The sequence below is a fragment of the Spirulina subsalsa PCC 9445 genome, assembly GCF_000314005.1.
Lineage (GTDB): Bacteria > Cyanobacteriota > Cyanobacteriia > Cyanobacteriales > Spirulinaceae > Spirulina_A > Spirulina_A subsalsa.
This window is the reverse complement of record NZ_JH980292.1, coordinates 2,762,779-2,778,615: the sequence shown is the minus strand read 5'-3', so window position 1 is coordinate 2,778,615 and position 15,837 is coordinate 2,762,779. Positions and strand designations below refer to the sequence as shown.

The window sequence follows — 15,837 nt, the reverse complement described above, 5'->3', positions numbered from 1 at the left end:
CATGGATTCGCTGTCGCTCAGTATATTGCTGGGTTGCTATCCCACCCCGAGCAAGCGAGGAAGGGGAATTCCGCAACATTTTTGTTAAATCTATCTGAACGTTCTCGGGTTTGGGGGGTTTGTCCCTTAATGATGGTACATAAACCCAGTTTATTCATTGAGGCAAGCCATTCATGAGTAGTGAGAACCTGTTGAATCAAGATCCCGCCAATACTCGCGTCCGTGTCTTGAGTGAAGCCCTCCCCTACATTCAACAATTTGCCGGACGGACGATTGTGATTAAGTATGGGGGGGCGGCCATGAAGGATTCTAGCTTGAAAGATCAGGTCATGCGGGATATTGTGTTTCTCTCTTGTGTCGGCGCTCGCCCCATTGTCGTTCACGGAGGGGGTCCAGAAATCAACAGTTGGCTGGGAAAATTGAAGATTGAACCCCAATTTAAAGATGGTTTGCGCGTCACCGATGCCGACACGATGGAAGTAGTGGAAATGGTTTTAGTCGGTCGAGTGAACAAGGAAATTGTCGCCCTGATTAATCAAGCGGGGGGGGCGGCCGTAGGTTTATGTGGGAAAGATGGTAACTTGATCACCGCCCGTCCGGTGGATAATAGCGCGGATGTTGGTTTTGTCGGTGAGGTGAGTAGTGTTGATACCCGCGTCATTGAAACCCTGCTCAAGGGGGGCTATGTTCCGGTGATTTCCAGCGTTGCGGTAGACCAAAACGGACAAGCTTATAATATTAATGCCGATACAGTCGCGGGGGAAATTGCGGCCGCTTTGGGGGCTGAAAAATTGATTCTGCTGACGGATACGGCGGGCATTTTACGGGATTATAAGGATCCGTCTACCTTAATCGCTAAGTTAGATATCCAACAAGCCCGAGAATTGATTAATGACGGGATTGTGGCTGGGGGGATGATCCCGAAAGTGAATTGTTGTGTGCGATCGCTTGCCCAAGGTGTTCATGCCGCCCACATCCTCGACGGCCGAGTTCCCCACGCCCTCCTATTAGAAGTCTTTACCAATCAAGGCATCGGTTCCATGATTGTTGCTTCAGAATTCTCGAAATCCTAGTAGGGCTTGCTGCATCAGGGAACAGGGAACAGGAGGGGGGGAGGGGGAATAGTGAATCGTGGCTAGTGAATAGCCAAAACTCTTGCAAGAGTGCCTCTTCCCGATTAACCGACTTGTTCAGCAAGCCCCATTTAATCCTCTATGGCTCAAAAAATAAAAATCTTATTTAACGTATTCTTCTGAAAACCGACCACCGTCGGATAGGGAATATTCGGCAAAACCTGCACATCAAATAACTCCGTACAGCCCGACACAAACTTTAAAGAAGCTACCGCCTTCCCCGTTACAATATCCACCACCCAAACCGCACATTGTAACGGTTGATTCTGCTGCTCAATCGGTAAACCCCCAAACGTCTTTTTTTCGCGAATTTGAGACAGCCCAATAAAAGCATAATTTCCGCAAAAAGTCAATCCTCTTGTAAAACCCGGTAACTGAACCACCGAGATTTTTTCCCCGCTTTTTTCGTCAATAACCACTAACTCCCCATAGCCTGAATTTAAAACCCATAAACGATTGTTATAAACCCGTGGAGAATGGGGCATAGAGAAACTTTGATTCAGCACATCTCCGCTCTCAATATCCATCACACAGCCCCCATTCTTCCTGTTTTTACGCCATTCCCCCGCCACATTACTCACCTGAAAAAACGTCACATACTGGGGCTTAGAATTCACCACAGCCAAGCCATTTAAATGACAGCGATCTTCAGGGACTAATTCCGTAATAAAAGGGGGCTGCCATCGCGGGACAAAATTATAGTAATCTTCGAGGGTACAAAGGCAAGAAAAGCGAGTATTAACAAACCATAATTCCTCCCCCACCCATGCCAACTCATGCACTCGAATATCTCCGGTAATGTGGGACTTACGCGGCACAAAACAGCCATCATATTGTTCTGGGGGATTAATTTTGTGAGCAATCCCCGGAACATTGGGCAAAAACCAGATTTCTCGTTTGGTTCCCAAGGCTAGACAATGTTGATTGAGCGCTAGCCCCATGAGGTGTTTAAAATTGCGGAGTAAGGTACTTAAATAACCATTTTGTGAACGAACCACAATCAACTTGCCCACTTGATAGGTGGAAATGAACAAGGAAATATTTAACGATTCCAGAATTTCGGGGAAGTTAGGGGAGTAAATATACTCAAACGGGGGATTTTTAAACTGTTTAGACACAAATCAGGATGGGGGAATAGGGAGTCGGGAATGGGGAAAAGGCAAGAGGTAAGAGGGAATAATGCTTAATTCCCCCTATACCCCATCTCTTACTATTTATGGAAAATCGAGATAGCCCTCAACTAATAAATCGCCATCAAGGGACGTGATGACCAATTCTTTTAGGGGGAGAGCCTCCGTCATTTGGGTGAATCCTAAATCCCCTACGGGAGAGGGGGCGGTAGTGCCACCGATGATTTTAGGGGCAATGAAGGCCATCACCTTCTGCACAGCTTTGGCTTGAATAGCTTGGGCGGCTAGGACTCCCCCACATTCCCAAAAGATTTGGGATAATCCCCGATGATAGAGAGACTCTATCACGGCATCTAGGGTCAGTTGGGGCAAGGCTTCAATTTCTACTCCTTGTTGGCTTAATTGAGCCTGTAAGGGAAGATTAGCACCTTCTTGGGTAAAGATCAGGGTGGGGGCGGTTTCTGTGTCCCAGAGGTGAGCAATGGGGGGCAGATTAAAACTGGGACTGATAATGACTCGTAGGGGGTTTCGGTCTGAAACGCCGTGACTGGTGAGGTGGGGGTTATCTTGGCGGACGGTGTTTCCCCCGACAATTACCGCGTCGGCAATGGCGCGCTGTTGGTGGACAAGATGACGGGCTTTTTCTCCTGTTACCCAAGCACTATGTCCGGTGGTGGTGGCAATTTTCCCGTCTAGGGTCATGGCATACTTGAGAATCCCCAAGGGGCGCTGATAGAGGATGCGGTGAATAAAGGCCTCATTGAGTTTCTGACAGGCGGCTTCTTCTACTCCAACGATGACCTCTAGGCCGGCTTGTTGGAGGGTTTCTACCCCGGTTCCAGAAACGCGAGGGTCTGGGTCAATCATCCCGACCACGACTTTACGGATTCCCGCTTGTAGGATGGCTTGGGTACAGGGGGGGGTGCGGCCTTGGTGGTTACAGGGTTCTAGGTTGACGTAGAGGGTAGCGCCTCGGGCTTGTTCTCCGGCGGCACGGAGGGCAAACACTTCAGCGTGGGGTTCTCCGGCTTTGGGATGAAATCCTTGCCCGACGATTTTCCCTCCTTGGGTGATCACACAGCCAACGAGGGGGTTGGGGGCGGTTTTCCCGAGGGCTTTCCGCGCCAGTTGCAAACAGCGCCGCATCATTTCACGGTCGAAGAGGAAGGAGGACACAGTGGTAACAGTAATCAGGAAACCATTAGGGCTTTAGGAGAGGCAACTTGAGTGCCATTCCTGCCCATAACCAATAATAAATATTAACGGGATCGGTATCTAGCGGATACCAGTATTGGTTATAACTTACGAGGAGGACGAAAAGCCAAATCAGGAGGGCGTATCCTTGGAGTTTGGGATCTAAAAGCGATCGCCCTTGGTGAAACACAACCCAGCTTAACGTCACCACCACCCCTAGAAAACTCACCACTCCCAACAGTCCCGCCTCGAACAGCATTTTGGGATAAAAGGTTTCGATCAGGTCTGTGGGGCCAAAAATTCGCGCCGCGTTGGTAGCACTCCCCAAACCATTCCCCAAGAATCCCGGATTTTGAGTCAATACCCAATTAAATTGAGCCGCGACAAACTCGGCGGATAAAAGAATAGAACTAACCACAATAAAAACAACGGCAAAAATCCCAAAACCTTGAAGGTTTTTTGGGTTTTGCTTCCAATCAGGATGAATTACAAAGTAAGACAAAATACCAATAGTCGGAACAAGTTTGATAGCTAAATCTTGCCCCGATATTATACTAGATAAAACCAGAAAAGTCAAGGTCAAAAATCCGATTTTTCTCCAATGTTTATTGGGGTCACACCAAGCGGTAGCAGCAACCATAAACGCACTGGAAATTAAAAACCAAGACCAATGCCAAGGGGAGGTAAAAGTCCCGGGTAAACGGATGATATTATGTTCAGGATTAAAGGCAACTGTGCCACCGACAAAGCATTTAGCCTCAAGAGTAGCCTTGAAAAGGTCTGGATCGACTAATCCTCTGGTCCCTTCACAAATTCCGGTCACGAGTAACCCATACTGGATGATAGCGAGTCCGGAGCAAATCAGGGCGAGGAGGACAAATAAACGGCTGAAAAAATGCAGGTCTTTAGTCTGGCGCAAGAGTAGAGAACCAACCCCAATTAGGGGGATGTAGCCAATCCAAGTTTTTAAGCCGATTAATCCCATTAGGATAGGGATTCCGTCCTGAGCCACGGGTAAAACTTGCTGGGCTAAATTGACGGTGATTAGGGTTAATAAACCGAAGCAAAAGACCAAGATAATTGACCATCGTAGGGGCTTGGAAATACTGACAGGATTGGTTTCTTTTTGGTGAAATTGAATTAAACCGATTAAGGCAGGAAAGTAAAGAAAATCTTTAAAGAATGTACTGGCGGGATGACCGCCTAAAAGTTGATAAGTGATTGTCCCAGAAAAAGGAAGATATATCAGCAAGGCAATAAAGGCGATTCGCGGGTATTGATAGGATAAAATACAAGTGATAACAATACCGCTTAAGAGGGCTAAGGAAGGCTGAAGGAAGGCAAGAATTAGGAGAGCTAGGACTAGGAGAATGATTAGCCATTGAGCTTTTTTCATGACCTTTGATGATTGAATGGGACGGCAACAATTGCCGGGACAGGGGCAGAAGAGAAGAGGTTAAACTGTGTTATGACTTATTTAGTGTCTGCTGAATATCCCTCTAAGCACTGTGACTAGGACTTTCGATTGGGAGCGAGAAAGTGCAAGGTTTTAGAGATAAAGAATCAAAAAAGGTTGCCTTTTTCTGACTCCCCCCTGTTCCCTAGCCCCACGAGCAGAGTTATTCAGCACGCCCTATTTAAACTGGGTAAGAGTGGTTTGAGGAGAAGCTACAGACCAAAAATTGAGGATTCCGGATATCCTGTTTTTGGGAGGGGGGGGGGAACTGGGGACAATTCACTGTCTCTTTCCTTTATCCTATGGAGTGGAGATCCTAGAAATGCCTGTGAACTATGTTGTTGAAACCGGAAGCACGGACGAAATACGATAATGGGGATGATGGGTTTTTCTATTCTGTCCCTCGCTTTGTGACTCATGTTGATGATCATTTCATTGACCAACTGACCCAACTTTATCGGGAACGCTTAAAACCCAACAGTCGCGTTCTGGACTTGATGAGTAGTTGGGTGTCTCATCTGCCGGATGAGGTGGAATTTGCCCATGTTGAAGGTCACGGGATGAATGAGGAGGAGTTGAGGAAAAATCCGCGACTGAATCATTATGTTGTGCAGAATTTGAACAGTACCCCTCAATTGCCCTTTTCCGATGGGGAATTTGACGCGGTGTTAATCTGTGTGTCGGTGCAGTATTTACAGTATCCCGAGATTGTTTTAAGTGAAATTTGTCGCCTTCTCAAACCGGGGGGATTGTTGATTATCAGCTTTTCTAACCGGATGTTTTATCAAAAGGCGATCGCCGCTTGGCGGGATAATAGCGAAATGGGACGGGTGGCCTTAGTTAAGGCTTATCTTAAAGCGATTTCTGGGTTCACTGAACCGGAGGTGATTATTCAACGTTCTGAACTGCCCAGTTTCCTCCAAATGTTGGGCATGGGAGGACAAGATCCCTTTTATGCGGTCATTGCAGAACGTAAGGTGGAGTAACGATAATCACAGGGATAGCGGCCGTTTCTAAAATGGCTTGGGAGACGGAATTCACTAAAATTTGCTCCGATAAACTCCGTTTTCCTCGTTTGCCCATGATAATTTCATCCACTTGGTACTGTTGAGCGGTGCGGACAATTTCTTCAGAAATTGACCCGGTGACTGTGATGAATCTATGGCGAATATCGGCGAAGACTTGTCGGGCGCTTTGTCTCAGGTTATCCAGTCCTAGGGGGTCATCGGTACAAAGGACGTGCAACACAATGACCTCACTGTTGCCCCGTCGGGCGAGGTCGGCCGCTTTAACCATAATGGGATGGGAGAGGGGGGAAGTGTCTACGGCGACCAGTAAACGCACGGGGCGGCTGATATTAACTTTGGTGGGGTCTACTTCCCCTTTTTGGAGGAGTTTGGGGGCAAAGGTGGGAATTGCCCAAGCACCGAGGGGGGCAGTCACTAAGATGGACAGGGCGGCGATCGCTAGAATAATCTCCCCTCCCGCGATACCATAGGCGAGGGGAATCGCCCCAATAGCCGCCTGGACAGTGGCCTTAGCCGAATTTCCAGCTAATAAAAACAGTCGCTCTGAGGGAGTCCAATTACTGCCTAATGTAGAAAGATACCAGCCTAACCCCCGTCCGATTAAGGTACCAATGGCGAGGAGTAGCAATCCGGGCAGTAATACATCACCCAAGACGGAGAGTTGCACACTAGCCCCCATGAGGACAAAGAGGATAATTTCTGCCCCAATCCATAATCCATCAAAACCTTTACGAATTTCTCGGGCTAGGGGAGCATCGAATTCCAGTAAAAAATAACCTGTTGACATGACGGCCATATAACCGGAAAAGAGGGGGATTTGTTCGGCCGTCACGACCAAAAGCAGGGCAATTCCGGCCACAACGAGGGTATCCTGTACACTATTTTGAGTCCAGTTTTGCCGCACTAACAGGGAAATAAGCCAACGGGCGGCACAAAATCCTAAACCAATACCGACAGCAATTTGACTGATGACTTGCAGGGGGAGTAATTCCAGCGCGTTTAAGGTCAGGCCACCGGGGAGGGTGATTCCGGTGTCCATGCCTTGGGAGAGGAAATTGAGCAGGAGGTTAAACAGCAGGAGGAGTAAGACATCGGAGACGGCACTTCCGGTTAGAATGGTGTCGGGGATGCCTTTACTGACACCCCAGCCTAGACTTTTGAGACGTAACATTCCGGGGACAATGACGGCGGGGGATTCTGCCCCTACGACACAGCCTAGCAGGAGTCCAGTCATCCAGTCTAGTTGAAAGAGGAAGATAGAGGCGATCGCAACTACAACCGCTTCAAAAGTGGCAGGGAGAAAGCCTAAGCGAATGGCCACGCTACCTTGTTGAGCCAGTTTTTCCCAGTCTAATCCTAACCCGGCCTTCATCAAGATGATCATGACCGCGATAATCCGCAGGGACTGAGCCGATTCCAGTATTTCTGATGTGAGAACATTAGCCACTTCTGGCCCTAAGATAATCCCCGCCAGAATCATCCCAAATAGGGGCGGTGCTTTTAAACGTCGGGCAATTTGACCGACAAAAAAGCCCATGAGCAGAATCCAAAGGAGGCTAGTAAGCATTACGAAATAGGGAACAGGGAACAGGGAGTCGGGAGTCGGGAATCGGGAATCGGGAATCGGGAATCGGGAATCGGGAATAGGTGATAGGGAATAATTATCAATTCTCCCCTGCTCCCCTGCTGCCCGTTCCCCGTTCCCCGTTCCCTGTTGTTTAATCTACCCGTTCTAATTGCCAGAGAATTTGATTCCCTTCTCTGCGGACTCTTGAAATTACCCAATTTCGCCAAGACCAGTGATCCCCACGACTCGTGACAGCACTAGCATTCACGTCCATCAGGTCAGCTAATTCAGAACTGCTGATTAAGTAACCTTTGGTCGCAATTTCCTCAGCAATTCGCAAGGTGTCAATTAAGTTTTGCAGTTGGGTGACTCGCACTTCGCGAGGAATTTGCACATCTTCAAGGATATTCGAGTTCATTTCACTCATGATTTGGTTGACATCCACTAGAAAAAGGGCTGTTGCTTTCTTGATAACCTATCCTTAGATGTAGTTTCAAGTCTGACAAGCCTGTTACGAATTTCCAGATAAGGTGAAAGCTGCCCAGTAATAAGGATGAGCATAAGGAGTTAGATCCCCATTGCCTTGATTTAAGGTTTCTTGGCGTTGACGGGCGGCAGTGACTAACTCTTCCGATAGAGATTGGGGATAGGTTTCCAATTCCTGCGCTCGGTCTAAGTACCATTGCACTAATTGACGAACGGTTAAATGGCGTAACCACTGTTGGGTTTGTTGGAGAGCGACGGCGGCCGTTTGACGGCGGGCGATGCGTCGGTAGAACTCCACCATGAATAATAACCGCACGGTGGGATCAACCGACCAGAGGGGACGGAGGACAGCCTTCACCCCTTGGCTATTGAGAATGGTAGCAATTCCGCCGTAGTCGGGGCTGTCTTCCGGGTATCCTGTCACGGGAATCTCGACGGCGCCCAAGGTGACGAGGGGATAACGGGAGAGGGGGAGGGAGGAGAGTTGGCGTAGGGTGAGCCGTTCTGACCCTTGCAGGACTAGGGTAGATTGGAGAGGATTGACGGTGTTATAGGTGGTGTGGGCGAGGAGGTGTAATAAACCTTGTCCCGCCCCAATGGCCTCTAAACTTTGCCGTTGACTGATTGAGGTGGGATCTAAACGCTGCATATTCCCCACAATAACCCCCAATAGAGCGGCTTCTAAGCCCGATTGAGTAATATGGGTTCGATTGCTTCCGGGCGGGGCTGTAGGGCATTCTAGGCACAGGAGAGGAAGGGTTGAACTGGGGGGGTCAGTCCCGAAGTCTTCCCCTTTTAACCACGGATCCGCTAAATCGTCGGTGGGGGATTCCGGGGCAAGGTCGGCGACCAGTTCCCCCAGTTGTAAACTCGGAAGGGTGGTCACAGTGACGCGCTCTCCCAATAAGGCCGTTAGGGGGAGACGGTGTAAGTCTTGATGGGGAATTAAGATGATTTGGTCAATGGATTCGTCCTCTAATTCGTCCCAAATTTCGGGAACTTGCAGGATCTCTTGCAGGCTTTCTAAACAAGCAGGTAGTTGATCGGCAAAATGTTCTAAGTCCTGCTGGGCTTTATCCCATACCCCTAACCACTCTTTGAGGCGCATTAACCGTTTGCGGGCGGCGGTGTACTCGTCTACATTCTCTTGGGTGCGTTCTTTTTGTTGGGGGGTTTTGTCGGGTTTACTGGCTTTGCGGCGGGGTTCTTCCCCTAATCCTAACAGTTCCAATAATAAATCAAGGGAGGCCTCGCTGTCGGCTTTGGCGGACTCCACCCGAGAACGTAGGGAGGGACTCAAGACCACATTTAAGACCACATTGGGCGTATGTCCCACGACAAGGGGTTCTGGGGCATTGGGTTTTAAGATAAAGGTGGTGAGGGTATTGGGGCTAATATGCCAATAGAGTAGAGCAGTTTGGGGGGGGATTAGACGCTGCATGGCTTCCCAGTTTAAGCGGGTTTGCCGCCATTCAGGACGATCCAGCAACCAGGAGAGAACCCAGTGGCGGCTGGTTTCGGCGGCTTCGAGGGCTTGTTTAAATTCCCCGTTTTGCAGGGCTAGATCCACCGCTAAGGCGTTTAATCCCGCTAGTTTCAAGCTCAGTTGCTTTTGCTGCTCTGGGTTGAGGTTTCCACTGGTGAGCAGGGTTTGTTGCAGGGATAAAGCCTTTTGATGAACCGCTTCGGCTTGTTTTAACTGTTCTAAGCAGAGATGGGTTTGAATTTGCTCTTGCCAGAGTTGCAAGGTGAGTAGGGGGAAGGCTTCGGGGGTTAAAACATCTAAGGCTTCATTACTACAGTTTAAGGCGGTTTGCCATAAACCTTGGGGTTTTTCTTCTTCTAGGGCTTGGTGGTAGTGGGCGAGGGCAATTTGTCGTTGCAGTTGACCCCAAGCTTCGGGGTATAAGTCGGGGGAAAGGGCGCTTAGACCACGTTCTAAGTTGGCCAATTGTCCCTCGTAGCCTCGGAGGTTTAAGCGGGGGTCATTCTGCACTACGGGGCTAAGGGCCATTAACAACAGGTCGGCCTCTCCGGAGCGTTTGGCCGCCCGACTGCGCCCTGACCAGATTTCCCACTCTTCCCCGGCTAGTTGTAGACAACGGTCAAAACAGCCAATGGCTTCCTCGGGGCGGTTGAGGGCGAGGAGGGTGAGGGCGCGCCCTTTCCAGGCGAGATCAAAGTTAGGTTCACAGGAGAGGGCGTGGTTGTAACTATCAAGGGCTTCGGGGTAGCGTTGCCATTGATAGAGGGTGTTGGCGCGACCATACCAAGCTTCGGTGAGGGTTTTATTTTGCGCGATCGCCTGATCATAAGACATCAAGGCCTCATCGTTACGCCCCAAGGTTTGCAGCACATTCCCCCGACTACACCAAACGGCGGCAAAGTTAGGATTAACGGCAATTACTCGGTCATAATCGGCGAGGGCTTGTTCCCATAGCCCTAAATCGGCTTTAGCATCCCCCCGACTCCAGAGGACGGCGTGATCATTGGGGCGCAATTCGAGGGCTTTTTCATAACTGGCGATCGCTTCTTGTTCCCGTCCCAGTGCAGCGAGTGCCAGACCTCGGTTATACCAGATTTCGGGATCATCTAATTTCAGCCGTAGCGCCCCGTCATAACTCATGATGGCTTCTTCATACATCCCCCGACTTTTCTGGGCATTGCCCCGACTCGACCAGGCTTTATAAAAGTCGGATTTTAAGTCAATGGCGCGGTCATAACAGGCTACGGCTTCCTCATAGCGTCCAATATTGTCTAAACTGTTGCCGCGACTGTACCAGGCTTTATGGAAATCGCCCTTGATTTGTAATACTTGGTCGTAGGAGGCGATCGCTTCTTCATAGCGCCCCAACTCATCCAAGGCCAGACCGCGATTATACCAAGCCTTATGAAAGTCCGGTTTTAAGCCAATCGCCCGATCATAAGACTCGATGGCCTCGGAATAGCGACTGAGGTTTTTTAACCCTAGCCCTCGATTGCCCCACGCTTGATAGTAGTCGGGTTTTAACTCAATGGCCTTTTCCCAAGCCGCGATCGCCTGTTCAAAACTCCCCAACTCGTAAAACTGCACCCCTTGATTAAAGGCGGCCTCAGCGGCATCATTACTCGACACCGGGGGCGGTGAGGGCGCGGTGATTCCTTGAGCGGCATTGCGTTGATTAATTTGCCGCACCAACTCCTGAATAATCTCTTGGGGATCATTCGACTGTAACCCCAAACGCTGGGCGACCTGTTGCACTAAATTCTCATCCTGTTGCAGTCGCACTAACAATTCATCCAGGGTAATCGTGCGATTGTCCCCGGTGGGGATGGTTTGGGGGTTGAGAGGGGGAATCCCACTGCTGGGGGGGGGCGGTAACACTGTTTCCGGTTCCGAGGGGGGAGGCGTGGGGGCTGGGGGATCCGGTTGGGCGCGATAAACTGGGGGATCGCTATACTGCCAAGTGTCACTATCACCTTTACTCTCTCGTGCCACTAAGAGGCGACCAATTCCCCCAGCCGTCTCGCCGACTTTTTGGTATTTCGGGAGCGATCGCGTCACTTCACCCAAGGCAACCAAACGTCTAGCTAAATCGGGATTTGAGTTAGAAGCGGCCAATATTTTCGCCCCATAGCGTTGTAGCCACTCCACCCATTGTTCAATGGTGCCGCGACTTTCGAGGGCTTCAAAAAACCGTTGAACGCGAATCGGTTGCCAACCATGTCCTACCCCTTCTAAGAGTTGGGTAAACAAAAACTCATAATCCTTATCGGTTAAGGGTTGAGTCGATTCCTCCACCACATCCTCAGTCGCCTCCGACCCATCCTCCGGGTGCATATGGATTTGGGGGTTCAGTTGTTGGGAGAGATTTTTGAGCCACTTTAACATTGTTTCTAGTCCTTTCTCGTTGGGAGACACGACGCGGAAGCCGTGGGTGTTACTGGATTAATTATCAATTTAAGGGGATTAGAGGAGTAAACTAATTTTTAACCCCCAACTCCACAACTGCCCAGTATCCCCCGGGGCATGATCGATGATCCAGAGTTGCCAATTGCCTCGCCCAGACCGTCCCCTAAGACGCTGGAGGAGGGGAGTATTGAGGGAATTATACGTGGCGCGTAACAGAGTTTGGTTGCCCAGACTGCGATTTTGTAAAAGTAAGGTTTCTCCCGTGGGGGGGAGCAGATAAACCTCCAAATCCCCCAGAAACTGGTGTCTGAGTTCCAGTTGTACCTCCACCTGTTCCACCTGTCCGGTTTGATTGAAGGCGATCGCACTCACCCCCCCCCGAGGATCATGATCGGGGATAGTGAGGGGCTGATTTTGCCGTAATTCTAAGGTTTGTATAGAACCCGTCCTCCCCCCTTGGGCCTGTTGTTGTTGGGCGGCCTGCACTGCCCGAAAAGCGTTCACTTTCCCGTAACCAAACCATTGAGAATGACCTTGTTGATTGTACGTCCCCAGTTGTAACCCTAGTTGGGGGTCGCGATCGCGGTCTACAATCTTATCGGTGCTATTCTGCAACAGTTGCTTCACCTGTTGGGCGGTTAAGTCAGGGTTAACCGATAGCATCAAAGCCGCCACCCCAGCCACCACCGGGCAAGCGCTGGACGTGCCGCCAAAACTACGGGTAAAATCCCCCGAATCATAGCCCAAATCTCCCAATAAATCTGTGGTAAAAATTCCCCGTCCCGGCAACCACGTTGTCACTCTCGGCGCCGTTTGCACAAACCCCGTCTGTTGAAACCACATCCCCGGCGGGGCATTATTACTAGGCGCGCAGACTGAAATATGTTCCCCCCAATTACTATAAGCCGCCTTCTTATTCAAGCTGGTCGAAGCCGACACCGCAATCACATCTGGATGAGCCGCAAAACCACTTAACCAATCCGTCGGCCCATTGAGTAAATTATTTGGCCAGTCTCGCTCATAGATTTTCCCCTGTACCGGACGGTTAGCATTGCCCGCCGCAAAGACAATCACGCAGCCCTTGCCGTCTCGCCCTTGGGTCGCCGCCCGGTGCAAGGTCGCCCGTTGCCGTAGGGAGAGGGGAAAGTGAACCACCGCCGCCCCCCAACTACAGGAGATCACATCAGCTTTTTTCTCCACCGCCCAGTTAAATAACTGCTCAATCGACCGATCATCTAAATAGCCCGTCGTCCGCAAGGGCATCAGAGCGCAGTTCGGGGCCACGCCGATAATTCCTGTCCCATTTTCCTCCGCTACCGCAATTCCCGCGCAGGCTGTGCCGTGACTTTCTTGGCGGTTGCCGGGGATGGGTAAAAAGTCCTGATCTTTGAAGTCATAGGGGGCGACAATTTTTCCCTTGCCTTGAAAGTCGGGATGATTCAGGTCAATGGCATCATCGGCAACAGCCACCACTACCGAACGCACCCCCCGGGTAATATCCCAAGCTTTCTCGATCTCAATATGAGAATTAACCGCTAATTGATTGCCCCCTTGGTGAAATAAGTACCATTGTTCGCTGTAATGTTCTTCTTGGGGACGATAATAGGCCGCCTGTTGCAAAATCACATTCGGTTCTGCGGTGAGGATGTCAGGATGGGCGCTTAAGCGATTGGCGAGTTTGAGGGGGTTTTCTGGGGAGGTGGGGGTGAGGAAATAAATAAAGGTGTTGGGGATGCCGGGGATGGCTTCTTGGCGGTCGAGTCCCCAACTATCGGCAATGGCTTGTTGTTCCGTTTCGGTCAGGGAGTCCCGAAATTGCAGGGTGATTTCCCGACTCAAATAGAGTAAGGTTTCGGGACTCTGTTGGAGTTGGTAGACATGACTGGCAAAAGCCACCTCGGGATGTTGCCGAGCGAGGGCGAGTTGTTCCTCTAGGGCTTGGGGGGTCACTCGCACCTCCCATAATTCGCTGGGGGGAATCGCTCTCAAACGCCACTGTTGAAAGGCTGGGGGGATTTCCTTAGTCTTGAGCGCGAGGGTAAAGCGATCGCCCACTTTCAGCAGGGGTAACTCTTCCCCCCCCCGTTGTAAAATTAGACCGATTTTCGCTTCAACTACCCCAGTGGGACTGGGAGAAACTTCTACCTCTTCCGGGTTAGTCATGGTGTCTGATTGAGAACGATGAGATATCTCATCTAACCCCGTTAAAGTGGGGCTAGGAGTTTCAGCCTAATTATAGGGGATGTCTTGAACAGGGAACAGGGAACGGGGGAGAGGGGGAGAGGGGGGGAGGGGGAGAGGGGGAGAGGGGGGGAGGGGGAGAGGGGAGAGGGGGGAGGGGGAGCAGGGGAGCAGGGAATAGTGGCTAGTGAATAGCCAAAACTCTTGACTATTGCCTTTTCCCGACTCCCTAGGGCGCAAGCATTGCGCCCCTACACCGATTCCCGCCTCCCGACTCCCGACTCCCGATTCCCCCCACCAATTCCCCAATTGTTCCAACAGAGTGCTAAAATCGTATGCCAACAGACAGGAGTTGTTTCCTGTCGTGATTGTGTTGTGTTTTGCGGCCTTGGCCTAAGAGGTTATTCAATGCTATTTTTCGGAACGGTTCGCCGCTTCAACCTTCAACTTCTGCTGTGCGCCCTCCTCGCGGGGATGATTCTGCCCACTGCGGCACAAGCTCAAGTCCCTTTAGAAGATGGCGATATTGACCCCAATTTTACGCCCTCCGATGGGTTACGCCCCCTACAACAAAGCACCAGTCTTCTAAGTATTCCGGGGGGACAACGGTTATTAGATGAAGCTAGTCGAGCGGTGGGCAACCAAAACTATGATTTAGCTGCCCAAAGACTCCAAGAAGCGCGCCAAGTCTTTAACCAACTGTCTAATTTTTATCAACAGCTTTCTTCGACCTTTTCGGGGATTGATAACCGGATGTCAGAGTCTCACCGGAGAAATGCTCTGAATACCGCCCAGTTGCGAGATCAGGCGACCTACCAATTGGCCTTAGTCCATCGCGCTCAAAATAAGCCAGATTTGTCTGTGCCGTTGTTGATTCAGATTGTGCGATCGCAAAACCCCACCACTGAATTGGGCAAAAAAGCTTATCAGCAACTCTTTGAACTCGGTTTTGTTGAAACCCCTTTTCCCCGTCCTCCTCAATAGAGTGCATCAGTGACCCAAAAAAGAGGGGGAGTAATCAAGTCATAAGTAGGGTGATAATAGGGAATAAGCACAATTCCCTATGGTTTCCATTCACTCCTCCTTGATTTCTCCCTGTTCACTGGTGTAGGGTGTCTCGGACTGGAGAACGGAAAAGCGGAATCTCAATGGCGAACAGGGATACACCTAGTTACTTGACCCATCACTGGAAACCCCTGATTTCCCCTTGATGCCCATCCTTAACCTAATGTCGGGAATAATTCCCTTATCTTCTGTCTTGACCTTTCGAGCCAAAATATTACAGAAGTTGCTGGACTCTTTCCACAGGTAAATCCAGTAACGCAGCAATTTCCGATGGACTTTGACCACGACTCAAGAGACGTTGAATTAAGTTTCTTTGAGCTTGTTCCACCCCCTGTTCAATCCCTTGTTCCATCCCTTCTTGCCAACCTTCCTGACGACCTTCCTGACGACCTTCTTGACGACCTTCCTGACGACCTTCTTGGCGGCCTTCTTCAAAAGCTTCTTGATAGAAACGAGTTTGTTTTAAATCCGTTAATCCTAACATTTCTGCTATCTCCTCTCGACTCAGTTGGGGTAATTTGTACACAACAATTGTTTCAATTAAGTCAATAATATCTCGCTGAATGGGACTGGTGTCTAATACCTCTTGGGTTTGCTGAATTAGTCTTTGTGCCAGTTCCATCGCTTGGCCTTCTTCTTCCACCACTAACTGAATTATACTCACTCCTAGACGTTCCTGTACTCCTTCTAACTCGTCGAGATAGA

Annotated in this window: 12 protein-coding genes; 3 read left to right on the top strand and 9 right to left on the bottom strand. The window is 50.0% G+C overall.

Features of this window, described 5'->3' with window-relative positions; translation table 11 throughout:
* Positions 1–173 precede the first annotated feature (173 nt).
* A complete protein-coding gene (argB, locus tag SPI9445_RS0112680; protein WP_017305127.1) occupies positions 174–1,073 on the top strand; it encodes an acetylglutamate kinase in 900 nt (299 codons plus the stop codon).
* A 146-nt stretch (positions 1,074–1,219) separates the two neighbouring features.
* Here argB and SPI9445_RS0112675 read toward each other — a convergent pair whose 3' ends face one another.
* The 3 genes from SPI9445_RS0112675 to SPI9445_RS25405 form a co-directional block, all read right to left on the bottom strand.
* Entirely contained in the window at positions 1,220–2,251 is a 1,032-nt protein-coding gene (locus tag SPI9445_RS0112675) for a TIGR03032 family protein (RefSeq protein WP_017305126.1), read from the bottom strand.
* 96 nt (positions 2,252–2,347) lie between these two features.
* Positions 2,348–3,409: a bifunctional diaminohydroxyphosphoribosylaminopyrimidine deaminase/5-amino-6-(5-phosphoribosylamino)uracil reductase RibD gene (gene ribD, locus SPI9445_RS0112670; protein ID WP_017305125.1), complete on the bottom strand. Its 1,062-nt coding sequence runs from the start codon at positions 3,407–3,409 to the stop codon at positions 2,348–2,350.
* Positions 3,410–3,464: 55 nt separating this feature from the next.
* The gene (locus tag SPI9445_RS25405) at positions 3,465–4,853 is read right to left on the bottom strand and encodes a hypothetical protein (protein WP_017305124.1); all 1,389 of its coding nucleotides are present in this window, start codon (positions 4,851–4,853) and stop codon (positions 3,465–3,467) included.
* A 395-nt stretch (positions 4,854–5,248) separates the two neighbouring features.
* Between SPI9445_RS25405 and SPI9445_RS0112660 the strand changes: the two genes are divergently transcribed.
* Positions 5,249–5,899 (top strand): class I SAM-dependent methyltransferase, encoded by a 651-nt coding sequence (locus SPI9445_RS0112660; RefSeq protein WP_017305123.1) that lies wholly within the window; start codon positions 5,249–5,251, stop codon positions 5,897–5,899.
* On the opposite strand, the gene SPI9445_RS0112655 is transcribed toward SPI9445_RS0112660, so the two are convergent.
* From SPI9445_RS0112655 to SPI9445_RS0112635, 5 genes are all read right to left on the bottom strand, one after another.
* A complete protein-coding gene (locus SPI9445_RS0112655) occupies positions 5,874–7,508 on the bottom strand; it encodes a cation:proton antiporter (protein ID WP_026079752.1) in 1,635 nt (544 codons plus the stop codon). The two genes, SPI9445_RS0112660 and SPI9445_RS0112655, sit on opposite strands and share 26 nt — an antisense overlap.
* A 151-nt stretch (positions 7,509–7,659) precedes the next feature.
* Positions 7,660–7,935, bottom strand: a complete 276-nt coding sequence (locus tag SPI9445_RS0112650; protein ID WP_026079751.1) for a hypothetical protein — start codon at positions 7,933–7,935, stop codon at positions 7,660–7,662.
* 84 nt (positions 7,936–8,019) lie between these two features.
* Positions 8,020–11,865: a tetratricopeptide repeat protein gene (locus tag SPI9445_RS27630; RefSeq protein WP_017305120.1), complete on the bottom strand. Its 3,846-nt coding sequence runs from the start codon at positions 11,863–11,865 to the stop codon at positions 8,020–8,022.
* A 78-nt stretch (positions 11,866–11,943) separates the two neighbouring features.
* On the bottom strand, positions 11,944–14,049 hold the full coding sequence (locus SPI9445_RS0112640) for a S8 family serine peptidase (protein ID WP_017305119.1): 2,106 nt from the start codon (positions 14,047–14,049) through the stop codon (positions 11,944–11,946).
* A 66-nt stretch (positions 14,050–14,115) separates the two neighbouring features.
* Positions 14,116–14,409 (bottom strand): hypothetical protein, encoded by a 294-nt coding sequence (locus SPI9445_RS0112635; RefSeq protein ID WP_017305118.1) that lies wholly within the window; start codon positions 14,407–14,409, stop codon positions 14,116–14,118.
* Positions 14,410–14,475: 66 nt separating this feature from the next.
* On the opposite strand from SPI9445_RS0112635, the gene SPI9445_RS0112630 reads away from it, so the two are divergent.
* A complete protein-coding gene (locus tag SPI9445_RS0112630; RefSeq protein WP_017305117.1) occupies positions 14,476–15,051 on the top strand; it encodes a hypothetical protein in 576 nt (191 codons plus the stop codon).
* 295 nt (positions 15,052–15,346) lie between these two features.
* On the opposite strand, the gene SPI9445_RS25395 is transcribed toward SPI9445_RS0112630, so the two are convergent.
* Positions 15,347–15,837, bottom strand: a 491-nt coding sequence (locus tag SPI9445_RS25395) for a DUF2887 domain-containing protein (protein ID WP_017305116.1), incomplete at its 5' end; no start/stop codon positions are given.